The 21,629-nt window shown below is 55.9% G+C and carries 18 protein-coding genes and 2 pseudogenes; 13 read left to right on the forward strand and 7 right to left on the reverse strand.

Features of this window, described 5'->3' with window-relative positions:
* The first annotated feature begins 93 nt into the window (after positions 1–93).
* The 4 genes and pseudogenes from ENTHG_RS17700 to ENTHG_RS17715 all read left to right on the forward strand — a co-directional run bounded on the left by ENTHG_RS17700 (position 94) and on the right by ENTHG_RS17715 (position 3,531).
* Positions 94–855 carry an isocitrate lyase/PEP mutase family protein gene (locus tag ENTHG_RS17700; RefSeq protein ID WP_044182775.1) on the forward strand — a complete coding sequence of 254 codons (762 nt, stop codon included), beginning with the start codon at positions 94–96 and terminating at the stop codon, positions 853–855.
* A pseudogene (locus tag ENTHG_RS17705) lies at positions 842–1,757 on the forward strand (bifunctional transcriptional activator/DNA repair enzyme AdaA). Before ENTHG_RS17700 ends, ENTHG_RS17705 begins: the two are co-directional and overlap by 14 nt.
* Before the next feature lie 122 nt (positions 1,758–1,879).
* Entirely contained in the window at positions 1,880–2,419 is a 540-nt protein-coding gene (locus ENTHG_RS26115; RefSeq protein WP_044182778.1) for a hypothetical protein, read from the forward strand.
* Positions 2,359–3,531 carry a phosphoethanolamine transferase gene (locus tag ENTHG_RS17715; protein ID WP_237567503.1) on the forward strand — a complete coding sequence of 391 codons (1,173 nt, stop codon included), beginning with the start codon at positions 2,359–2,361 and terminating at the stop codon, positions 3,529–3,531. The genes ENTHG_RS26115 and ENTHG_RS17715 overlap by 61 nt, the downstream gene beginning before the upstream one ends.
* A gap of 5 nt (positions 3,532–3,536) precedes the next feature.
* Here ENTHG_RS17715 and ligB read toward each other — a convergent pair whose 3' ends face one another.
* Positions 3,537–5,231, reverse strand: coding sequence for an NAD-dependent DNA ligase LigB (ligB, locus tag ENTHG_RS17720; RefSeq protein ID WP_425325304.1), 1,695 nt, complete (start codon positions 5,229–5,231; stop codon positions 3,537–3,539).
* 241 nt (positions 5,232–5,472) lie between these two features.
* On the opposite strand from ligB, the gene gmk reads away from it, so the two are divergent.
* From gmk to recG, 5 genes are read left to right on the forward strand one after another with little or no spacing between them, the layout of a single operon-like run.
* A complete protein-coding gene (gene gmk / locus ENTHG_RS17725) occupies positions 5,473–6,096 on the forward strand; it encodes a guanylate kinase (protein ID WP_044182784.1) in 624 nt (207 codons plus the stop codon).
* A gap of 53 nt (positions 6,097–6,149) precedes the next feature.
* A complete protein-coding gene (rpoZ, locus tag ENTHG_RS17730; protein ID WP_000135058.1) occupies positions 6,150–6,425 on the forward strand; it encodes a DNA-directed RNA polymerase subunit omega in 276 nt (91 codons plus the stop codon).
* Between the two features lie 18 nt (positions 6,426–6,443).
* Positions 6,444–8,564 (forward strand): bifunctional GTP diphosphokinase/guanosine-3',5'-bis pyrophosphate 3'-pyrophosphohydrolase, encoded by a 2,121-nt coding sequence (gene spoT / locus ENTHG_RS17735; RefSeq protein WP_044182787.1) that lies wholly within the window; start codon positions 6,444–6,446, stop codon positions 8,562–8,564.
* Positions 8,565–8,569: 5 nt separating this feature from the next.
* Complete coding sequence (gene trmH, locus ENTHG_RS17740) at positions 8,570–9,259, forward strand: tRNA (guanosine(18)-2'-O)-methyltransferase TrmH (protein WP_044182790.1); 690 nt, start codon at positions 8,570–8,572, stop codon at positions 9,257–9,259.
* A 3-nt stretch (positions 9,260–9,262) separates the two neighbouring features.
* Positions 9,263–11,344: an ATP-dependent DNA helicase RecG gene (recG, locus tag ENTHG_RS17745; protein WP_044182793.1), complete on the forward strand. Its 2,082-nt coding sequence runs from the start codon at positions 9,263–9,265 to the stop codon at positions 11,342–11,344.
* Between the two features lie 17 nt (positions 11,345–11,361).
* Here recG and gltS read toward each other — a convergent pair.
* Positions 11,362–12,566 (reverse strand): annotated as a pseudogene (gene gltS, locus ENTHG_RS17750) (sodium/glutamate symporter).
* Positions 12,567–12,788: 222 nt separating this feature from the next.
* Between gltS and ENTHG_RS17755 the strand changes: the two are divergent.
* The 3 genes from ENTHG_RS17755 to trmL all read left to right on the forward strand — a co-directional run bounded on the left by ENTHG_RS17755 (position 12,789) and on the right by trmL (position 16,566).
* Entirely contained in the window at positions 12,789–14,180 is a 1,392-nt protein-coding gene (locus ENTHG_RS17755) for a nucleobase:cation symporter-2 family protein (protein WP_044182797.1), read from the forward strand.
* 119 nt (positions 14,181–14,299) lie between these two features.
* Positions 14,300–16,027, forward strand: coding sequence for an AsmA family protein (locus ENTHG_RS17760; protein ID WP_044182800.1), 1,728 nt, complete (start codon positions 14,300–14,302; stop codon positions 16,025–16,027).
* A 65-nt stretch (positions 16,028–16,092) separates the two neighbouring features.
* Positions 16,093–16,566: a tRNA (uridine(34)/cytosine(34)/5-carboxymethylaminomethyluridine(34)-2'-O)-methyltransferase TrmL gene (trmL, locus tag ENTHG_RS17765; RefSeq protein ID WP_044182803.1), complete on the forward strand. Its 474-nt coding sequence runs from the start codon at positions 16,093–16,095 to the stop codon at positions 16,564–16,566.
* A 42-nt stretch (positions 16,567–16,608) separates the two neighbouring features.
* Here trmL and cysE read toward each other — a convergent pair whose 3' ends face one another.
* The 5 genes from cysE to ENTHG_RS17790 all read right to left on the reverse strand — a co-directional run bounded on the left by cysE (position 16,609) and on the right by ENTHG_RS17790 (position 19,838).
* On the reverse strand, positions 16,609–17,430 hold the full coding sequence (gene cysE, locus ENTHG_RS17770) for a serine O-acetyltransferase (RefSeq protein WP_044182806.1): 822 nt from the start codon (positions 17,428–17,430) through the stop codon (positions 16,609–16,611).
* A 78-nt stretch (positions 17,431–17,508) separates the two neighbouring features.
* A complete protein-coding gene (gene gpsA / locus ENTHG_RS17775; protein ID WP_044182809.1) occupies positions 17,509–18,528 on the reverse strand; it encodes an NAD(P)H-dependent glycerol-3-phosphate dehydrogenase in 1,020 nt (339 codons plus the stop codon).
* Positions 18,528–18,995 (reverse strand): protein-export chaperone SecB, encoded by a 468-nt coding sequence (gene secB / locus ENTHG_RS17780; protein WP_044182812.1) that lies wholly within the window; start codon positions 18,993–18,995, stop codon positions 18,528–18,530. The genes gpsA and secB overlap by 1 nt, the downstream gene beginning before the upstream one ends.
* Before the next feature lie 87 nt (positions 18,996–19,082).
* Positions 19,083–19,334, reverse strand: coding sequence for a glutaredoxin 3 (gene grxC / locus ENTHG_RS17785; RefSeq protein WP_039080134.1), 252 nt, complete (start codon positions 19,332–19,334; stop codon positions 19,083–19,085).
* A gap of 72 nt (positions 19,335–19,406) precedes the next feature.
* Positions 19,407–19,838: a rhodanese-like domain-containing protein gene (locus ENTHG_RS17790; protein ID WP_044182818.1), complete on the reverse strand. Its 432-nt coding sequence runs from the start codon at positions 19,836–19,838 to the stop codon at positions 19,407–19,409.
* A 244-nt stretch (positions 19,839–20,082) separates the two neighbouring features.
* Here ENTHG_RS17790 and gpmM point away from each other — a divergent pair, with 244 nt between their 5' ends.
* Positions 20,083–21,627, forward strand: coding sequence for a 2,3-bisphosphoglycerate-independent phosphoglycerate mutase (gene gpmM, locus ENTHG_RS17795; RefSeq protein WP_044183957.1), 1,545 nt, complete (start codon positions 20,083–20,085; stop codon positions 21,625–21,627).
* Positions 21,628–21,629: the final 2 nt, after the last annotated feature.

A 21,629-nucleotide genomic window follows, 5' to 3' on the forward strand; every position in this document is an offset into this window, starting at 1 on the left:
TTCCAGTCCGCAAAAATACTCATCCAATTTTCGGTTGTGAGAACGCCGCGCAAAACGGCACATTGTTGCAAAACAACACAACCGGAGACCATCATGAGCTTCACTGCACTTCACCACCAGAGCCAGCCTTTGCTCATCGCCAATGTCTGGGATGCGGCCAGCGCGTTAGCCGCCGGACAGGCCGGATATCACGCTCTTGGCACGTCCAGCGCCGCGATCGCCTCGACGTCAGGATATGAAGATGGCGAGAGCATGAGTTTTGATGAGCTGTTTTTTGTCGTCGCGCGTATTAAAGCTGTAACCAAACTGCCGTTAAGTGTTGATCTGGAAGCTGGGTATGGCGATACCACGGAGCGGATTATCGAAAATATTCATCGTCTGAGGCAACTGGGCGTGGTGGGGATTAATATCGAAGACAGCCATGTGGTAAACCAGGCGAGAAGTCTTGACGATGCATCCATTTTTGCCGCAAAACTTCTGGAAATAACGCAGGCCTGTCCCGATCTGTTTTTTAATGTGCGTACCGATACGTTTTTGCTTAACCTCGATAACGCGCTGGAGGAGACGCTCTATCGTGGTCAGTTATATGCAAAAATGGGGGCTGACGGTTTTTTCGTCCCATGCGTAACACAGCCTGCTGATATTGCCGCTATAGCCCGTGAGGTTCCGTTGCCTTTAAATGTGATGTGCATGCCTGCGCTGGCTGATTTTAGGACGCTGGCTTCACTGGGCGTAAAGCGTATCTCTATGGGGAATTTTATCTATTCCGCACTGCAGGCTCGGCTCTTAACGCTGTTTAATGAAGTGCAGGCTCATCACTCTTTCCAGGGCGTTTTTAACGATGAAAATCACTGATAAGTCCCGCTGCGATATTTGGTATGAGGCGTTACTTGCTCGTTCAGTAGAATTTACCGGCGTGTTTTTTGTAGGCGTCAAAACTACAGGGGTATTTTGTATCTCCGTCTGCCGGGCGCGTAAACCAAAGCGGGAAAACGTCGAATTTTATAGTGATTTTACGTCTGCATAATATTAGCCCGGAGAGGGTAAGACGCTGGTTCTTACAACATTACGGCATCACCTTTCAGGCTTTTCAGCGTATGCAGCGTGTTAATGTGGCCCTGCAGGAGCTTAAAGCGGGTCGCTCAGCAACAGACGTTGCATTCGACAATGGCTATGAGTCATTAAGCGGCTTTGGTTACACCTGTAAGAAACTTATTGGCTCGCCGCCGAGTGTACGCGGTCAGGTGATCTTAATTCACAGATTCACCACGCCACTAGGACCGATGTTTGTCTGCGCCACGGAGAAAGGCATTTGTCTGCTGGAGTTTGTTGATAGACGCGCCCTGGAAACTGAATTCAGGGATCTACAACGTTTTTTCAACGCCAGTATCATCGCCGGAGAAAATAACCATACCCGGCAGGCGGAGGAAGAGATTGGCGAATATTTTGCGGGGCTGCGCCAGAAATTTACCGTGGCGCTTGATACTCCCGGCAGCCAATTTCAGCTTTATGTCTGGGAGGGGCTGCGATGCGTCACGTTTGGCGAAATAACAAATTACCAGTCGATTGCAGCAGGAATAGGCAAGCCTGGCGCTTCACGAGCGGTTGCATCAGCAAATGGTGCTAATCGCATCGCTATCATCATTCCGTGCCACCGTGTTATTGGTAAAGATGGTTCGATGACCGGTTACGGCGGCGGTATTGCCCGCAAAGCATGGCTTATCAACCATGAGGCATCTGTCGCCAGGGACAATTAATACCGTCTGCCAGCTATCCGCGTTTATTTATTGAGCGGGTAGCACGTTAAGATTTTTCACCGTCGGTTAAAAGAGGCGTATAATGTCGCCCCTCACTCTTTCTGACCCCATGCTATGCGACAATGTCCTTTGCCAAAAGCCTTGCACTGACCTTTGATAAAAAATTTCGCGGCTACTTTATAGTCCTGTTGATCGTTTCTGTTTTTCTGCAGTTATGGCCGGTATTTTTTACCCAACCTGTTCGCTTTGCGTTACGTATCGCCATCTGCAACGTTCTGCTTTTGCTCAGTGTATCTGCGGTTTATCGTTATGTTCCGGGTAAAATCATCACGTTTATCCTGACGCTGGCTTTAACCTTAAATTTCGCGGTAGCTTTTAGCTGCTGGGATATCTACCAGAGCGAATTTAATACCGTTTTTGCGATGAGTATTCTGGCGACCAATGCATCAGAAGCAAAGAGCATGTTTGGCCTGTACGCTTATTTGCTCCCTGTCGTTGCCCTCTATTTTGTTGTCACCTGGTACACCGTAAAAAGCCTCAGCGTGAATATAACGCCGCGTGTGAAATTCATCAGCGTTATACTTTTAGTGCTATTTATGGGATGGTTTGCCGTAACCTGCTTTATCAAAAAAAGCAAGACCTGGAGGTTTATTACCCTCTGAGTTCACGAATACTGGTCTATACCCCCCTCTATACAGGAGCGGAGTTAATCATTGCTCATCGCGATAACGCGCTGGCGGAGCAGATTATCAAAGCCGATCCTCATTACCCGGCACTGCAAATTCACGATACCGGTATTGAAAACTATGTCGTCATCGTTGGGGAGTCTGCCCGCCGTAGCAATATGCAGCTGTATGGTTTTGCACAACAGACGACACCTGTCGAAGCATCCTTTGCCCGCAATGCGCTGGTTTTCAGCCAGGCTATCGCGCCTGCTTCCGCCACCGTTCTCGCCGTACCGATGATTCTTAGCAACGCGGACCCCGATCATTTCACCGTTGACCGGCTTGCTGATAATGTCGTCAATATCGCTGCTAAATCAGGCTATTACACCGAGTGGATTAGCGCGCAAGGCAATTCTGGCAAAAGTAACAATTACATTGTTGCTATCGCCTCCACCAGCGCTAAGCATCAATGGATTCAGACCCGTTATGACACTGACTTGCTGCCCGCGCTGGACGAGGCATTAAAAAAACCCGGCCGAAAGGTTATCTTTTTGCATATCAATGGTAGCCATGAAGTCGCATGTGACCGCTACCCTGAATCTGCCGCTGTGCTTAATACCGGCGATAAATATGAAGATTGCTATAACAACGCTATCCATTTTACCGACTTTTTTATTGGTGAAGTGGCCAGGCGTCTACAAGACAGCGCCTCTTCCCTGCTCTATTTCTCCGATCATGGCCTGGAAAAAAATCCAGAGCTGGCATCGTTGTATATGCACGGCTCCCGCAATCCGAGTAAAGAAGCCTACGATGTCCCGCAATTTATCTGGTACAGCCCGCAAGCGCTGGAAAACCAAAAACGTCGGCTGGGCTGGGTCAGCGAACCGTGGTCTACGGCAAATAATTATTCGCTCATGTTAAGCTGGCTTGGCATCGATACCGGTACCGAAAACTGCCTTTCTTTGCTGGAGCATTGCTACCAGCCGCAATCTCAAATTTTTGTAATGGACGGTGGGCGGCACATATTTAACTACAGCCAGCTTCGCAAAAACTTTAGCTCGCCGGAAACGGCTATACCCTGGCGCAAGGCGAAGAGTGACTCATTGTAAGGCCATTAAAAACCGTTCACGCCAAACTCGCCGAGCTTGCTTACAAGAGAATCGATGTCGGGATGATGAATAAACTCAACCATCCTGCGGGCGTTTTCAGGCCCTATTCCAGGTAGCGTTTGCCAGCTTTGCTCGTTGCGGGCTTTAAACTGCAGCCACGTGCTATCGCGCAGCGCCTGTAAAGCAGCGCGCGGTAGCGGGACGCCCAGCGCGCTCACCCACCTTTGGAAGGGCTGGCGACGGGCGAGCGTAAACCGATGCCATAACTGCAGCGCGCGTTTTGCGCTAAAGCCTGGCGTCTTCTGCAGTTGCGGCAGCGTTAACGACAGCCAGGAAAAAATGTGGCTGAAATGGTGGGCCTGAGAGAGTTGTCTCCAGCCCGCCTCGCCTGTGCCTTTAATATCCAGCGCCTGGGGCGACCCCAACCCGTTCAGGCGCGCGATGAACTGTTCTTCGCACGCAGTAGAGTAATAAAAGCAGGTCAGGGGCGTATAGCGGGACGCGGGTATCGGTGGCTTTTGGCGATTAAGCCCACGCCAGACAACCTTATCAAGGCGCGGTATCCCTTGCCCGGCAAGGCTGACTAACACCTGGTCGCCCGCTGCGATATCCAGCCTGCGCCAGCGATTAACGGAGCCGATATTTACCCGCTGTACCTGTTTGTCGTCCAGCTTCACCGGCACAAGCTCCGCGATAACGGATGTTTTCCCGGTGCGCCCGGTGCGAAAATGAATGGCTTTAATTTCTGCAAGCTGGGATACCGGCTGGTATTTCCAGGCGGCGACCCAACTCCCCTGACCGGGTACCCATGAGCGGCCCACAGGCTCTTTTGCCGTGCGAATAATGATGCCGTCAGTGACAAAGGGTAACGGAGAGGTAAACCACTCCTCGCGCCAGGCTGCGACCTCCTGCGGCAGATTCACCGGTTTTGAAAAGCGTTGCGTCAGTGAAAAGCCCGCGTCGGCTAAAAGCGTAAGACGCTCTCCCATCTTCGCGGGCCCGTCCGGCCACGCCCAGATAAATACTCCCAGCTCGTCCAGCGGCGCTGTAGCGCCCTGTCGCATCATCAGCCCGGCCACTTTAGCCCTGGCGTTCATTCCTCCCCTCTCTTTCTGGATGTGCCCCTCGCGGCGCAGAAAGATTTCCCCTTGCAGGACACTATTGGCGAGCGCGCCTTGCGTGGTGTGCGGCAAGGCGGGGATCTGCCGCGCCTTCGCCGTCCAGTCTTCCCCTGCAAGGCCGTTGCCCCGGCTGATAGCCTGTGCCAGTTGGCCATCACGATAGACCAGGGTTACCGCTACGCCATCGATTTTCGGTTGCGCCCAAAGGTCTTGTTTGCCAGACATCCAGCGCGCCACCTCTGTTTTGTCCGCCAGCTTGCTGACGCCTGTATGGGCAACCGGATGGCGCGTATCGCCGTTGACGGGTGGGGGCATGTCGGATGGTGTTTGTACATCGCCGAAACAGCGCCGCCACTGCGTTAGCCGCGTCATTAGCCGATCGTAAACCTCATCGCTTACGGCGCTTGCGCCCTGCCGCCAGTACGCGTCGTTCCATTGAGAAAGCTGCTGTTCCAGCCGGGTGATTTCCTGCTTCGCCTGTGCGGGCGACCAGTTTGGGCAAGAGGCAAAGCTGCATACGTTGCCCAGCAGGGCGCTGATTAAAATGAATATCCGTTTCCACATTTTGCCGCTCCTTATTGCAATGCGATGGGTATACGCCGGAAAGAAAAGCGTTTCGATACACAAAAAGAGGAATTGCGAGAAGGGCCGTAAGGTTTGTAATGCGTTACAGAAAAAGCACCAACATTCAGGAAAAAGGGCCGCAAAACGGCGTTATCGAGGGTAAAAAGTGTGACGAGGGCTACGTCGCGTTGCGCCGTTGTGTATAATAGGCACGTATGTAAGTTTCCATTCGTAATTCACATACAAAAAGACGCTCATGGCTCAAGGCACGCTTTATATTGTTTCCGCCCCTAGCGGCGCGGGTAAATCAAGTCTCATTCAGGCTTTGTTAAAAACCCAACCGTTGTACGATACGCAAGTCTCTGTTTCTCACACCACGCGTGCGCCGCGGCCGGGTGAGGTACATGGCGAGCACTACTTTTTCGTTAATCACGCTGAATTTAAGAACATGATTAACGAAGACGCGTTTCTTGAGTACGCCGAAGTTTTCGGCAACTATTACGGCACTTCCCGCGCCGCGATTGAACAAGTGCTGAAAACAGGCGTCGACGTTTTTCTGGATATCGACTGGCAGGGCGCGCAGCAAATTCGCATTAAAATGCCGCAGGCGCGCAGCATCTTTATTCTGCCGCCATCAAAGGTCGAGCTGGACCGCCGCCTTCGCGGGCGCGGCCAGGACAGCGAAGAGGTTATCGCGAAGCGTATGGCGCAGGCCGTTGCGGAAATGAGCCATTACGCCGAATATGATTATCTTATTGTGAATGATGACTTCGATACTGCGCTGGGCGATTTGAAAACCATCATCCGCGCTGAACGTCTGCGTATGGGCCGCCAGATGCAGCGACATGACGCTTTAATCACCAAACTATTGGCAGACTGAACCCACATTCAGTATCATGCCCAGTCCATCACCATCTGTGGAGCATTGTAAATATGGCACGCGTAACTGTTCAGGACGCTGTAGAGAAAATTGGTAACCGTTTTGACCTGGTACTGGTCGCCGCGCGTCGCGCTCGTCAGATGCAGGTAGGCGGAAAGGATCCGCTGGTACCGGAAGAGAATGATAAAACTACCGTAATCGCGCTGCGCGAAATCGAAGAAGGTCTGATCAACAACCAGATCCTCGACGTGCGCGAGCGCCAGGAACAGCAAGAGCAGGAAGCCGCTGAATTACAAGCCGTTACCGCTATTGCTGAAGGTCGTCGTTAATCACAAAGCGGGTCGCCCTTGTATCTGTTTGAAAGCCTGAATCAGCTGATTCAAACCTACCTGCCGGAAGACCAGATCAAGCGTCTGCGGCAGGCGTATCTCGTTGCACGTGACGCTCACGAGGGCCAGACACGTTCAAGCGGTGAACCCTATATCACGCATCCGGTTGCGGTGGCCTGTATTCTGGCCGAGATGAAGCTCGACTATGAAACATTAATGGCCGCGCTCCTGCATGACGTGATTGAAGATACCCCCGCCACCTACCAGGATATGGAACAGCTGTTTGGCAAAAGCGTTGCCGAGCTGGTGGAAGGGGTGTCAAAGCTTGATAAGCTTAAATTCCGCGACAAGAAAGAGGCGCAGGCCGAAAACTTTCGCAAGATGATTATGGCGATGGTGCAGGATATCCGCGTCATCCTCATCAAACTTGCCGACCGCACCCACAACATGCGTACGTTGGGTTCTTTACGCCCCGACAAACGCCGCCGCATTGCCCGCGAAACGCTGGAAATTTATAGCCCGCTGGCGCACCGTTTAGGTATTCATCACATCAAAACCGAGCTGGAAGAGCTGGGCTTTGAAGCGCTCTATCCGAACCGCTATCGGGTGATTAAAGAGGTGGTGAAGGCCGCGCGCGGTAACCGTAAAGAGATGATCCAAAAAATCCTCTCTGAAATCGAAGGGCGTTTACAGGAAGCGGGGATCCCCTGCCGCGTCAGCGGCCGCGAAAAGCATCTTTACTCCATCTACTGCAAGATGGTGCTGAAAGAGCAGCGGTTCCACTCCATTATGGATATCTACGCTTTCCGCGTGATTGTCCATGACTCCGACACCTGCTATCGGGTGCTTGGCCAGATGCACAGCCTGTATAAGCCTCGCCCGGGCCGCATGAAAGATTACATCGCGATTCCGAAGGCGAACGGCTATCAATCTTTGCACACCTCAATGATCGGGCCGCACGGCGTGCCGGTAGAGGTGCAGATTCGTACCGAAGATATGGATCAGATGGCGGAGATGGGTGTCGCGGCGCACTGGGCTTATAAAGAGCACGGTGAAACCAGCACTACCGCGCAAATTCGCGCCCAGCGCTGGATGCAGAGCCTGCTGGAACTGCAACAGAGCGCCGGTAGCTCGTTTGAATTTATCGAGAGCGTTAAATCCGATCTGTTCCCGGATGAGATTTACGTTTTCACTCCGGAAGGGCGCATCGTCGAACTGCCCGCTGGCGCGACGCCGGTGGACTTCGCCTATGCGGTGCATACCGATATCGGCCATGCCTGCGTTGGCGCGCGCGTCGACCGCCAGCCCTACCCACTGTCGCAGCCGCTGACCAGCGGTCAGACCGTCGAAATTATTACCGCGCCGGGCGCTCGTCCGAACGCGGCCTGGCTGAACTTTGTCGTCAGCTCGAAAGCCCGCGCCAAGATTCGCCAGCTGCTGAAAAACCTTAAGCGCGACGACTCGGTGAGCCTTGGCCGCCGTCTGCTTAACCACGCGCTGGGCGGCAGCCGGAAGCTGGCCGAGATCCCGCAGGAGCATATTCAGCGCGAACTGGACCGCATGAAGCTGGCGAGCCTTGATGATCTGCTGGCAGAAATCGGCCTCGGGAATGCCATGAGCGTGGTGGTGGCCAAAAACCTGCAGCAGGGCGAAGCGACGTCAACGCCTGCTACCACTACGGTTAGCGCCAGCGGCGGGCATCTGCCGATCAAAGGCGCGGATGGCGTGCTTATCACCTTCGCCAAGTGCTGTCGTCCTATCCCCGGCGACCCGATTGTGGCCCACGTCAGCCCCGGTAAAGGGCTGGTTATCCACCACGAGTCCTGTCGTAATATTCGCGGCTACCAGAAAGAGCCCGAGAAGTTTATGGCGGTAGAGTGGGATAAAGAGACCGCCCAGGAATTTATCACCGAGATCAAGGTAGATATGTTCAACCACCAGGGGGCGCTGGCGAACCTGACGGCGGCGATTAACACCGCTTCTTCCAATATTCAGAGCCTGAATACAGAAGAGAAAGATGGCCGCGTCTACAGCGCCTTTATTCGCCTTACCGCCCGCGATCGCGTGCATCTGGCGAATATCATGCGCAAAATCCGCGTGATGCCGGACGTCATTAAAGTCACCCGTAACCGAAATTAAGTACTATGAATTCAGAACGTTATGCGCGTATATGCGAAATGCTCGCCAGGCGGCAGCCTGATCTGACCGTCTGCATGGAGCAGGTCCATAAGCCGCATAACGTTTCTGCGATCATCCGTACCGCAGATGCGGTAGGCGTCCATGAAGTTCACGCCGTCTGGCCGGGTAGCCGCATGCGCACCATGGCATCGGCGGCGGCGGGCAGCAATAGCTGGGTGCAGGTAAAAACGCACCGCACCATCGCAGATGCCGTTACTCATCTGAAAGGCCAGGGGATGCAGATACTGGCGACTCACCTCTCTGATAACGCCGTTGATTTCCGTGAGATAGATTACAGGCGTCCGACCTGCATCCTGATGGGGCAGGAAAAGACCGGCATTACGCAGGAAGCCTTAGAACTGGCGGACCAGGATATCATCATTCCGATGATCGGTATGGTGCAGTCGTTGAACGTGTCTGTCGCTTCGGCGTTAATCCTCTATGAAGCTCAACGCCAGCGGCAGAATGCCGGAATGTATAAGCGGGAAAACAGCATGCTCGCGCACGAAGAGCAGCAGCGCCTGCTGTTTGAAGGCGGCTACCCGGTGCTGGCGAAAGTGGCAAAACGCAAAGGCCTGCCCTATCCGCATGTTAATGAGCAGGGCGAAGTCGAAGCCGATGGCGAATGGTGGGCCACCATGCAGGCGGCAGGCTAAATTATGCGTGGCCGTTTGCTGGACGCCATTCCGCTCAATACCCTGACCGGCGTTGGCGCGGCGCAGGCCAGCAAGCTGGCTAAAATTGGCCTGCATACCGTCCAGGATCTGCTGTTACATCTCCCCCTTCGTTACGAAGACCGCACGCATCTTTACCCTATTGCCGAACTGCTGCCTGGCGTTTATGCCACGGTGGAAGGTGAGGTGCTGAACTGCAACATCACCTTCGGCGGCCGCCGGATGATGACCTGCCAGATTAGCGACGGCAGCGGCATTCTCACCCTGCGCTTTTTCAATTTTAACGCGGCAATGAAAAACAGCCTTGCCACCGGGCGACGCGTGCTGGCCTACGGCGAGGCGAAGCGTGGAAAGTACGGCGCAGAGATGATTCATCCTGAATATCGCGTGCAGGGCGATCTTTCCACGCCTGAATTGCAGGAGACATTAACGCCGGTCTACCCGACCACCGAGGGGGTTAAACAGGCGACGCTGCGTAAACTCACCGATCAGGCGCTGGATCTGCTTGATACCTGCGCCATTGCCGAACTGCTGCCGCCTGAGCTGGCACAGGGGCTGATGACATTACCGGAAGCGCTGCGCACCCTGCACCGGCCGCCGCCTTCTTTGCAGCTTGCCGACCTGGAAGCCGGAAAGCATCCGGCGCAACGGCGTTTGATCCTCGAAGAGCTGCTGGCGCACAACCTGAGTATGCTGGCGTTGCGCGCAGGCGCGCAGCGCTACCATGCCAGATCGCTTGGCGCGCAGGATGAACTCAAAAACCGGCTGCTTGCGTCGTTGCCTTTTAAGCCGACCGGCGCGCAGGCGCGCGTGGTGGCGGAGATCGAACACGATATGGCGCTGGATACGCCAATGATGCGTCTGGTGCAGGGCGATGTCGGCTCGGGTAAAACGCTGGTGGCGGCGCTGGCCGCGCTGCGCGCCATCGCTAACGGCAGCCAGGTGGCCCTGATGGCACCGACCGAGTTGCTGGCCGAACAGCATGCTAATAACTTCCGTAGCTGGTTTGCACCGCTTGGCGTGGAGGTGGGCTGGCTGGCAGGTAAACAGAAAGGCAAGGCGCGCCTTGCGCAACAGGAAGCCATTGCCAGCGGCCAGGTGCAGATGGTGGTTGGCACCCATGCTATTTTTCAGGAACAGGTGCAGTTTAATGGCCTGGCGCTGGTGATCATTGATGAACAGCACCGCTTTGGCGTTCATCAGCGGCTGGCGCTGTGGGAGAAAGGCCAGCAGCAGGGCTTTCACCCCCATCAGCTCATCATGACCGCTACGCCCATTCCCCGAACCCTGGCCATGACTGCCTACGCCGATCTCGACACCTCGGTGATTGATGAACTGCCGCCGGGGCGCACGCCGGTCACCACCGTCGCCATTCCGGATACCCGCCGCAGCGATATCATCGATCGCGTGCGCAATGCCTGTATGCAGGAAGGCCGCCAGGCCTACTGGGTCTGTACGTTAATTGAAGAGTCGGACCTGCTGGAAGCGCAGGCGGCGGAAGCCACCTGGGAAGAGCTTAAGCTGGCGCTGCCGGAACTGAATGTCGGGCTGGTGCATGGGCGGATGAAACCCGCTGAGAAACAGGCGGTCATGGCGCAGTTTAAACAGGGCGAAGTGCATCTGCTGGTGGCGACCACCGTTATTGAAGTCGGGGTGGATGTGCCCAATGCCAGCCTGATGATTATTGAAAACCCGGAGCGGCTTGGTCTGGCGCAGCTACATCAGCTACGCGGGCGCGTGGGGCGTGGGGCCGTTGCTTCCCACTGCGTACTGCTCTACAAATCCCCTCTCTCGAAAACCGCGCAAAAACGCCTGCAGGTGCTGCGCGACAGCAATGACGGGTTCGTCATTGCCCAGAAGGACCTGGAAATTCGTGGCCCAGGCGAACTGCTGGGCACGCGCCAGACCGGCAACGCTGAATTTAAAGTGGCGGATTTGCTGCGCGACCAGGCGTTAATCCCGGAAGTGCAGCGCATCGCCCGCCATATTCACGAGCGCTATCCGCAGCAGGCCGAAGCGCTTATCGAACGCTGGATGCCGGAAACCGAGCGCTATTCCAACGCCTGATCCCCGGCCCCTCATCATTACTGCGCAAACATTGGCAGCAGCATATACAGCTTAATCACCAGCGCGTTGACGATATCGATAAAGAACGCGCCGACCATCGGTACAACAAGGAAAGCCACGTGTGACGGGCCAAAGCGATCGGTAATGGCCTGCATATTGGCGATAGCCGTCGGCGTAGCGCCAAGACCAAAGCCGCAATGGCCTGCCGCCAGCACGGCGGCATCGTAGTTTTTACCCATCATCCGCCAGGTAACAAACACCGCATATAGCGCCATTGCGATAGTCTGCACGATGAGGATGGCCAGCATCGGCAGCGCCAGAGAGGCCAGTTCCCAGAGTTTTAAGCTCATCAGCGCCATCGCCAGGAACAGCGACAGGCAGACGTTGCCCAGCACGGAGACGGCGCGTTCAAAGACGCGATAGAAACCCATCAGCGACAGGCCGTTGCTGAGGATTACCCCGACAAACAGCACGCAAACAAAGGTCGGCAACTCCAGCACCGTTCCCGCCAGCAGTTGCGCAACGACTTTGCCCACGGTCAGGCAGATAGCGATAAGGGCAATGGTCTCAATCAGCACCAGCGAGGTGATCATCCGCCCTACGTCGGGCTTTTCAAACGCGCCGGGCACTTCATGATCGTCCGGAATGCCGTCCGGCGTGGCGGAGCGTCTGACCAGATAGCGCGCCACCGGGCCGCCAATTAGCCCACCCAGCACCAGCCCGAAGGTGGCGCAGGCCATCGCCACTTCTGTGGCGCCCGTAAAGTTGTAGCGTTCAACAAACAGTTTGCTCCAGGCGGCGCCGGTGCCGTGCCCGCCGGAGAGGGTAATCGAGCCCGCAAGCAGGCCCATCAACGGGTCCAGGCCCATCAGGCTTGCCATGCCAATGCCGATGGCGTTCTGCAACAGCAGCAGGCCGACCACAACAATCAAAAATACCCCAACAACGCGCCCGCCGGATCGCAGGCTGGACAGGTTGGCGTTCAGGCCGATAGTGGCGAAAAAGGCCAGCATCAACGGGTCACGCAGGCTCATATCAAAGTTAACTTCCCAGCCGATGCTTTTTTTCAGCAGCAACAGGGCAAGCGCGACCAGCAGGCCGCCGGCGACAGGTTCTGGAATAGTGTATTTTTCAGGAGGGGGACTAACTGAACCAGCTTACGCCCCAGCAACAACGTCAGGGTTGCCGCGACAAGCGTCGTTAAGGTATCGATGTGAAACATATAAAGCTCCTGTGTATGCATGATTCATTCACGCACCTAAATTTCCTGGGCGATTTCAACTCTTCATGAGTAAGCGCATCGATTTTAAGCGTATTCCTTACAAAAATTATATAAAAAGGTGATCTTATCGATTTTAAATCTTAAAAAATCCTGCTGGCAAACGTTTGCTTTTAATGAATGGTCGGCTAAAATCTCCGCTTTTCCACCAGGGGATTGCCTGTAATGTCTGCTAACACCATCGAGTCCGAAAATGCGCAATCGGTTGCGCATTCCCAGCCGAGTGAACTGATTTACCGTCTTGAAGATCGTCCGCCGCTGGCGCAGACCCTTTTTGCAGCGTTGCAGCATCTGCTGGCGATGTTTGTCGCGGTGATTACCCCCGCTCTGCTTATCTGCCAGGCGCTGGGATTACCGGCTCAGGATACGCAGCACATTATCAGTATGTCCCTGTTTGCCTCCGGCGTTGCTTCCGTTATTCAGATTAAAGCCTGGGGGCCGGTGGGCTCAGGTCTGCTCTCTATTCAGGGCACCAGCTTCAACTTTGTCGCGCCGCTGATTATGGGCGGTACGGCGCTGAAAACCGGCGGCGCAGACGTGCCGACAATGATGGCTGCGCTGTTTGGCACCCTGATGCTGGCAAGCTGCACTGAAATGGTTATCTCCCGCATTCTGCCGTTTGCCCGCCGCGTCATTACGCCGCTGGTATCCGGCGTGGTCGTGATGATTATCGGCCTGTCACTGATTCAGGTTGGGCTGACCTCCATCGGCGGCGGCTACGCAGCGATGAACGATCACACCTTCGGCGCGCCGAAAAACCTGCTGCTGGCGGGCGTGGTGCTGGCCATCATTATTCTGCTTAACCGTCAGCGTAACCCCTACCTGCGCGTCGCCTCGCTGGTGATTGCGATGGCGGTCGGGTATGTGGTGGCGATGTTTATGGGGATGCTGCCGGAAAACAACGCGGCGGTGAGCCATGACTTGATTATGATCCCAACGCCGCTCTATTACGGGCTGGGTATTGACTGGAACCTGCTGCTGCCGCTGATGCTGGTCTTTATGATCACCTCGCTGGAAACTATCGGCGATATCACGGCAACGTCGGATGTCTCCGAGCAGCCGGTCACCGGCCCGGTGTACATGAATCGCCTTAAGGGCGGGGTGCTGGCCAACGGCCTGAACTCATTTGTTTCCGCCGTGTTCAATACCTTCCCGAACTCCTGCTTCGGTCAGAATAACGGCGTGATTCAACTGACCGGCGTTGCCAGCCGCTACGTGGGCTTTGTGGTAGCGCTGATGCTGATTGTGCTTGGCCTGTTCCCGGCGGTGAGCGGCTTTGTGCAGCAGATCCCGGAACCGGTGCTTGGCGGTGCGACGCTGGTGATGTTTGGCACCATTGCCGCCTCCGGCGTGCGCATTGTCTCCCGCGAGCCGCTGAACCGCAGGGCGATCATGATTATCGCCCTGTCGCTGGCGGTAGGCCTGGGGGTGTCCCAGCAGCCGCTGATTCTGCAGTTCGCCCCGGACTGGCTGAAAAACCTGCTCTCCTCCGGCATTGCAGCCGGGGGTATTACTGCGATTGTGCTGAATCTGGTTTTCCCCGTCGATAAGCAGTAACGCCAGCGCGCCAGCGGCCTCTTCCGCTGGCGCTGTAACCCTCTTTAATGATTCCATCCTTGAGGATTGCGCACAAATCGTGCATAACTCCTGTACAGGCATTTCGGGGATGGAAGATCATGAAATTTATTGGAAAGCTGCTTCTTTTCGTCATTATCGTCCTGCTACTGGTAGTGGTGGCCGCTTATTTCCTGCTGCAAACGCGCTGGGGCGCGACGCAAACCAGTCACTGGATAAGCGCCAACAGTGATTACCAGCTGACGTTTGAGGCGATGGATCACTCCCTCTCATCCCCTTCCCACCTGAAATTGCACAACGTTAATTTTGGCCGTAAGGGCCAGCCCGCCACGCTGGTGGCGAAGTATGTCGATATCGGGCTGAGCAGCCGTCAGTTTACCGACCCGCTGCATACCGACACGATCCTTTTGCAGGATGGCACCCTGAATCTCTCTCCGGCTACCGCGCCGTTGCCGTTCAAAGCCGACCGTTTGCAGTTGCGCAATATGGCCTTTAACAGCCCGGCGACAGGCTGGGATCTGAGCGCCCAGCGGGTGACCGGCGGCGTCAGCCCGTGGCAACCGGTGGCGGGCAATGTGCTGGGCAACCAGGCGCAAATCCAGATGAGCGCCGGTTCGCTGACGCTTAACGGCGTGCCTGCCAGCAATGTCTTAATTCAGGGCAGCATTGATAAAAACACCGTGACCCTGACGACCATCGGCGCGGATATGGCGCGCGGCTCGCTCACCGGCAATGCCCGGCGCAACGCAGACGGCGGCTGGGTGGTGGATAACCTGCGCCTTAACGAGATTCGCCTGCAGAGCGACAAATCCCTGGGCGACTTTTTCGCGCCGCTCACCACGCTGCCTTCGCTGAAAATCGGGCGGCTGGACGTTACCGACGCCCGCCTGCAGGGCCCCGAGTGGGCAGTAACCGATCTTGATCTGACCCTGCGCAACCTGACGCTTGCCAACGGCGACTGGCAAACCGACGACGGTAAACTGTCGATGAACGCCGCTGAGTTTATTTACGGCTCGCTGCACTTTTTCGACCCGATTCTTAACGCCGACTTCACGCCGCAGGGTATTGCGCTGTCGCAGTTCACTACCCGCTGGGAAAATGGCATGGTGCGTACCTCAGGCTACTGGGCGCGTAATGGCCAGACGCTGGTGCTGAACGATGCGGCGATTGTCGGGCTGGAATATACCCTGCCGGATAACTGGAAGCAGACGTGGATGAAGCCGCTGCCCGGCTGGCTCAATAGCGTTATCCTGAAAAAATTCAGCGCCAGCCGCAATCTGGTGATTGATATCGACCCGACCTTCCCGTGGCAGCTGACCGCGCTGGATGGCTACGGCAGTAATTTACAGCTGGCGCGCAACCATCAGTGGGGCGTGTGGAATGGCGACGCGAAGCTCAACGCTGCCGCCGCGACGTTTAACCGCGTGGATCTGCGTCGTCCCTCACTCGGATTCAGCGCCAACGGCAGCACGGTCAACATTACCGAACTGAGCGCTTTTACCGGCAAGGGCATGCTGGAGGCCACGGGCGTCGTGGCGCAAACGCCCGAGCGCAGCGTGAATATCAGCCTGAACGGGCGCGGTGTGCCGGTAAACGTATTGCAAGAGTGGGGCTGGCCCGCGCTGCCCATTAGCGGCGATGGCAACCTTCAGCTTAGCGTTAGCGGGCGCGTGCAGGCTGACGCGCCTTTAAAACCGACGGTGAATGGCGAACTGCAGGCGTTTAACGCTCAGCGCCAGCAGGTGAAGCAGCGTATGCAGGGCGGCGTGGTATCCACTGAGGCTGCGCCCTCCGCGCCGCAGCCTGAGCCGGAGAGCGCAGCCCCTTAAGAAGACACGCGCGTGAGGGGCAGGGGATTTTCTGCTATTCTGCCCCCCGCAATTAAGGGGGCAGCATGCTTAACATCGTCTTATTCGAACCAGAAATCCCGCCAAATACCGGCAATATTATTCGTCTTTGCGCCAATACCGGCTTTCGGCTGCACATTATTGAACCGATGGGCTTTACCTGGGACGACAAGCGGCTGCGCCGGGCGGGGCTGGATTATCATGAGTTCGCCGCCGTACAGCGCCATAAAGACTACCCCGCCTTTATTGAAGCGGAAAAGCCTGCGCGCCTGTTCGCCCTGACCACCAAAGGCACGCCCGCCCACAGCGCGGTGAGCTATCAGGACGGCGATTTCCTGATGTTTGGCCCGGAGACGCGCGGCCTGCCTGCGACCATCCTTGATGCGCTACCCGCAGAGCAAAAAATCCGTATTCCGATGATGCCGGACAGCCGCAGTATGAACCTGTCTAACGCGGTGTCGGTGGTGGTATATGAAGCCTGGCGCCAGCTGGGATATCCTGGCGCGGTGCTGCGCAGCTGATTGAGTCGGCTACGCTTACCCGGACGGTAAGCGCAGGCGTGATTAAATCCCGTCCCCGTACTCAAACGTATGGTGAATGCCGTTAAAGTGCTGGTCCATATCCATTGATGGCTTATCGCTGTCTGGCTTGCCGACGATACGCGCCGGAACGCCAGCGGCGGTGGTATGCGGCGGGATGGGTTGCAATACCACGGAGCCTGCGCCAATTTTCGCGCCGCGCCCCACCTCAATATTGCCAAGAATTTTTGCGCCAGCGCCGATCATCACGCCTTCGCGGATTTTCGGGTGACGATCGCCGCTGGTTTTACCGGTTCCGCCCAGCGTGACCGATTGCAGTATCGATACATCATCTTCAATCACCGCCGTTTCACCCACCACGATACCCGTCGCATGGTCGAGCATAATGCCGCGGCCAATTTTCGCCGCCGGATGGATATCCACCTGGAATGAAACAGAAACCTGATTTTGCAGGAAAATGGCCAGCGCGCGCCGTCCCTGATTCCACAGCCAGTGGCCGATGCGGTAGGCCTGCAACGCGTGGAAGCCTTTAAGGTAGAGCAGCGGCGTAGAGTATTTATCCACCGCCGGGTCGCGGGTCCGCACCGCCTGAATATCACAGGCCGCAGAGGCGATCATCTCCGGGTCCGCCGCATAGGCTTCCTCAACCACTTCACGAATGGCGATGGCGGGCATAATGGGGGAGGCCAGTTTGTTCGCCAGCATATAGCTTAGCGCGCTGCCGAGATTCTCATGCTTGAGAAGCGTTGCGTGGTAAAAACTGGCCAGCATAGGTTCGCAGTCCGCCAGCGCGCGGGCTTCGGCTTTAATATTATTCCAGACCAGATCCAGTTCTTCACACGGCATTGCATACTCCAGGCGATAAAAGAACGACCGGCCAGTGTTTTACGGGCCGGGTCGTTTTATTCAGGCTATTCCCTGCGGCTACTTGCGGCTCAGCTCATCCTTGCGTGCGCGACCTAATAACGTTAATGCTGCCTCGCGCGCGTTTTTTCCGCAATACAATACCTGATAAATTTCCTCGGTTATTGGCATTTCGACGCCAAACCGCTGCGCCAGCGCCCGCACCTCTTTGGTATTGCGATAGCCTTCAACCACCTGACCTATCTGCTTTTGCGCGCTTTGAACGTCCATTCCCTGCCCCAGCGCCATGCCGAAGCGGCGGTTGCGCGACTGGTTGTCGGTACAGGTCAGCACCAGATCGCCTAAGCCCGCCATGCCCATAAAGGTATTAGGATCGGCGCCCAGCGCCGCGCCCAGGCGCGACATCTCCGTCAGCCCACGGGTGATAAGCGCGGTACGCGCGTTCGCCCCAAAGCCGATACCGTCAGACATGCCTGCGCCAATGGCTATAACGTTCTTCACCGCGCCGCCAAGCTGCACGCCGATAAAGTCCGGGTTGCTGTAGACGCGAAAGCTTTTGCCGCAGTGTAAAAGCTGCTGCAGGTCGTCGGCGAAAACCGGATCGGTCGACGCCAGCGAAATAGCGGTCGGCAGCCCGGCCGCCAGCTCTTTCGCAAAGGTCGGCCCGGAAATCACCGCCAGCGGAATGGCGTCGCCCAGCACTTCACGCGCCACATCCTGCAACAGACGGCCAGTTTCCGCCTCAAGGCCTTTGGTCGCCCAGACAATCCGCGCATCGCTGCGCATCAGTGGCTTAATTTGCCCGAGAACGTTGCCAAAGACATGGCTTGGCACCACCACCAGAATATTGCGGCTGGCGGCCAGCGCGGTGGCGAGATCGCTCTCCAGGTGAAGCGTGTCGGGGAAAGGAACATCAGGAAGAAAAGCGGCGTTGCAACGGTCATGCTGCAGCGTCGCAATATGTTTAGGGTCGTGCCCCCAGAGAACCACCTGGTGGCCGTTTCTCGCCAGCGTGATGGCGAGAGCGGTGCCGTAAGAGCCGGCACCGATCACTGTCATTTCAGCATTACGTGCGTTCATCAGGCATCCTGATGTTGTTCAGCACCTTCGCCAGACTGCTGCTGCAGATAATTCATGAACAGCGCATCAAAGTTAACCGGCGCAAGGTTGAGTTGCGGGAACGTACCGCGGGAAACCAGGCTGGTGATGCATTCGCGGGCATACGGGAACAGAATGTTCGGGCAGTACGCGCCCAGGCAATGCGCCATCTGAGTGCCTTCGATACCTTCAATGGAGAAAATACCGCCCTGCTGCACTTCGCACAGGAAGCCGGTCTCTTCGCCCAGAGAGGCGGTTACGGTTACACGCAGCACGACTTCGTAAACACCGTCAGCCAGCTGAGTAGAGGCAGTATCCAGATCCAGTTTTACTTCTGGCTGCCACTCTTTCTGAAACACATGCGGAGCATTCGGCGCTTCAAAAGAGATATCTTTGGTATAGATACGTTGGATCTGGAAAGTCATTTCCGTGTTGTTTTGTTCAGACATGTCAAAAACCCTTAAGTGTTGTCCTTAATACCTGTAATTTTCAGGCTGCCTCTGTGTAGCCTTGATGCAACGTGATACTTCTATGCGTTAACGCAACAGTGGATCAAGCCCACCGCGCGCGTCCAGCGCATACAAATCGTCGCAGCCGCCAATGTGCTGCGCATCGATAAAAATCTGCGGTACCGTCGTACGGCCACTACGTTTAATCATCTCTTCGCGCTTTACCGCGTCGCCATCGATCGGCAGCTCTTCAAAAGAGACGCCCTTGCTGCTAAGCAGCGCTTTTGCGCGATGGCAAAACGGGCAGGTTGCTTTGGTGTAGATTTCGATATTGGCCATAACTTCGTTCCTCTTTTTTACCCTGTTGATTTCATGTGGCAGGCGTCCTGCGGCATGAAGGCGACGGGTAAATTATTTACCGCGCACCAGCGGCAGATTTTCGCCGCTCCAGCCTGCGATGCCTTCTTTCAGCACGAATACCTGCTCGAAACCGGCTTTAATCAGCGCGTTAGCGGGTTCCTGTGCCTGCATACCGGAGCCGTCCACCACGATAACCGGTTTGCTTTTATGTTTATCAAGCTCACCTACATTATTGGCTTTGATATCGTTTGCCAGCAAATTCAGCGAGCCTGCGATGTGGCCTTTACGGAAATCATCGCGCTGACGCAGGTCCACGACCACGGCGTCTTCTTTGTTGATCAGACGCGTGGCTTCGCCGCGGGTGATCACTTTCACTTTAGACGCGAAACCCTTAAACGTCATGAACAGCACCGCGCCTAACAGTACAACCCAGGCGAGACACAGTATGGGGTGGCGACTAACAAATTGCATAATTTCTTGCATGGGGGGTAACAGCTCCCGAATCAGTGTTTAAAAACCAGGAAAGGAGTATACCTGCGGAGTGTGGCAAATACAGCCAGCGAGCGTGATGGAATGCATTTTCTGCGGTGCGTTACAAAAAAAGAGTGTATCAAAACAAAATCCCGCCGGCGCCAGAGGCTTTTCTTTGATCTTCTGCGGCTATTTGATCGATTCAGCTGTAGTAAAATTACGCAAAATTTTTGTCTTTGAGCATGAGGTTGTCGCAATGTCGGTTACTAAAAAACCTATGGTACTGGTGATTCTGGATGGCTACGGCTACCGTGAAGACCAGCAGGATAATGCCATCTATAGCGCAAAAACGCCGGTTATGGACGCGCTGTGGGCGAAACGCCCCCATACGCTGATTAACGCATCCGGGCTGGAAGTGGGCCTGCCGGATCGCCAGATGGGCAACTCCGAAGTAGGCCACGTTAACCTGGGCGCGGGCCGCATCGTGTATCAGGATCTGACGCGTCTGGACGTTGAAATTAAAGAGCGTACTTTCTTTGCTAACCCGGTGCTGACCGGCGCGGTGGACCAGGCGAAAAACGCCGGTAAAGCCGTGCATATCATGGGCTTGCTCTCCGCAGGCGGCGTCCACAGCCATGAAGATCATATTATGGCGATGGTGGAACTGGCCGCCGAGCGCGGGGCCGAAAACATCTATCTGCACGCTTTCCTCGACGGCCGTGACACCCCGCCGCGCAGCGCAGAAGCTTCACTGAAAAAATTCGAAGAGAAATTTGCCGCGCTGGGTAAAGGCCGCGTGGCGTCTATTATCGGCCGCTACTACGCAATGGACCGCGACAACCGTTGGGACCGCGTAGAAAAAGCCTACGACCTGCTGACCCAGGCCGAGGGTGAATTCCAGGCGGATACCGCCGTTGCCGGTCTGCAGGCCGCTTACGCGCGTGATGAAAACGACGAGTTTGTAAAAGCGACCGTGATTCGCGCCGAAGGCCAGGCCAGCGCGGCAATGGAAGACGGCGACGCGCTGATTTTCATGAACTTCCGCGCCGACCGCGCCCGCGAAATTACCCGTGCGTTTGTGAATGCGGATTTCGACGGCTTTGCCCGTAAGAAAACCGTTAACGTCAATTTCGTGATGCTGACCGAATACGCGGCGGATATCAAAACCGCCGTCGCCTACCCGCCTGCCTCGCTGGCGAACACCTTCGGCGAGTGGATGGCGAAAAACGACAAAACCCAGCTGCGTATCTCCGAAACCGAGAAATATGCTCACGTTACCTTCTTCTTTAACGGCGGCGTTGAAGAGCCGTTCAAGGGTGAAGACCGCATTCTGATTAACTCGCCGAAAGTAGCGACCTACGATCTGCAGCCGGAAATGAGTTCCGCCGAGCTGACCGAAAAACTGGTGGCGGCTATCGAAAGCGGCAAATACGACACCATTATCTGTAACTATCCGAACGGCGACATGGTTGGCCACACCGGCGTGATGGAAGCGGCGGTCAAAGCGGTAGAAGCGCTGGATCACTGCGTTGAGCAGGTTGCCAAAGCGGTGGAATCCGTTGGCGGACAGTTGCTGATCACCGCAGACCACGGCAACGCCGAGCAGATGCGCGACCCGGCAACCGGCCAGGCGCATACCGCGCACACCAACCTGCCGGTGCCGCTGATCTACGTTGGCGATAAAGCAGTAAAAGCGGTGGAAGGCGGCAAGCTTTCTGATATCGCGCCGACCATGCTCACGCTGATGGGCATGGAAATCCCGCAAGAGATGACTGGTAAGCCGCTGTTCATCGTGGAATAATC

Source organism: Phytobacter massiliensis JC163, assembly GCF_000321045.1.
Classification (GTDB): Bacteria; Pseudomonadota; Gammaproteobacteria; order Enterobacterales; family Enterobacteriaceae; genus Phytobacter_A; species Phytobacter_A massiliensis.

Bases quoted from the DNA above. Each gene is read 5' to 3' on its own strand.
- ENTHG_RS17700 (WP_044182775.1), top strand. From the start codon at position 94: ATGAGCTTCACTGCACTTCACCACCAGAGCCAGCCTTTGCTCATCGCC.
- ENTHG_RS26115 (WP_044182778.1), top strand. From the start codon at position 1,880: ATGTCCTTTGCCAAAAGCCTTGCACTGACCTTTGATAAAAAATTTCGC.
- ENTHG_RS17715 (WP_237567503.1), top strand. From the start codon at position 2,359: ATGGTTTGCCGTAACCTGCTTTATCAAAAAAAGCAAGACCTGGAGGTT.
- gmk (WP_044182784.1), top strand. From the start codon at position 5,473: ATGGCTCAAGGCACGCTTTATATTGTTTCCGCCCCTAGCGGCGCGGGT.
- rpoZ (WP_000135058.1), top strand. From the start codon at position 6,150: ATGGCACGCGTAACTGTTCAGGACGCTGTAGAGAAAATTGGTAACCGT.
- trmH (WP_044182790.1), top strand. From the start codon at position 8,570: ATGAATTCAGAACGTTATGCGCGTATATGCGAAATGCTCGCCAGGCGG.
- recG (WP_044182793.1), top strand. From the start codon at position 9,263: ATGCGTGGCCGTTTGCTGGACGCCATTCCGCTCAATACCCTGACCGGC.
- ENTHG_RS17755 (WP_044182797.1), top strand. From the start codon at position 12,789: ATGTCTGCTAACACCATCGAGTCCGAAAATGCGCAATCGGTTGCGCAT.
- ENTHG_RS17760 (WP_044182800.1), top strand. From the start codon at position 14,300: ATGAAATTTATTGGAAAGCTGCTTCTTTTCGTCATTATCGTCCTGCTA.
- trmL (WP_044182803.1), top strand. From the start codon at position 16,093: ATGCTTAACATCGTCTTATTCGAACCAGAAATCCCGCCAAATACCGGC.
- cysE (WP_044182806.1), bottom strand. From the start codon at position 17,430: ATGCCGTGTGAAGAACTGGATCTGGTCTGGAATAATATTAAAGCCGAA.
- gpsA (WP_044182809.1), bottom strand. From the start codon at position 18,528: ATGAACGCACGTAATGCTGAAATGACAGTGATCGGTGCCGGCTCTTAC.
- secB (WP_044182812.1), bottom strand. From the start codon at position 18,995: ATGTCTGAACAAAACAACACGGAAATGACTTTCCAGATCCAACGTATC.
- grxC (WP_039080134.1), bottom strand. From the start codon at position 19,334: ATGGCCAATATCGAAATCTACACCAAAGCAACCTGCCCGTTTTGCCAT.
- ENTHG_RS17790 (WP_044182818.1), bottom strand. From the start codon at position 19,838: ATGCAAGAAATTATGCAATTTGTTAGTCGCCACCCCATACTGTGTCTC.
- gpmM (WP_044183957.1), top strand. From the start codon at position 20,083: ATGTCGGTTACTAAAAAACCTATGGTACTGGTGATTCTGGATGGCTAC.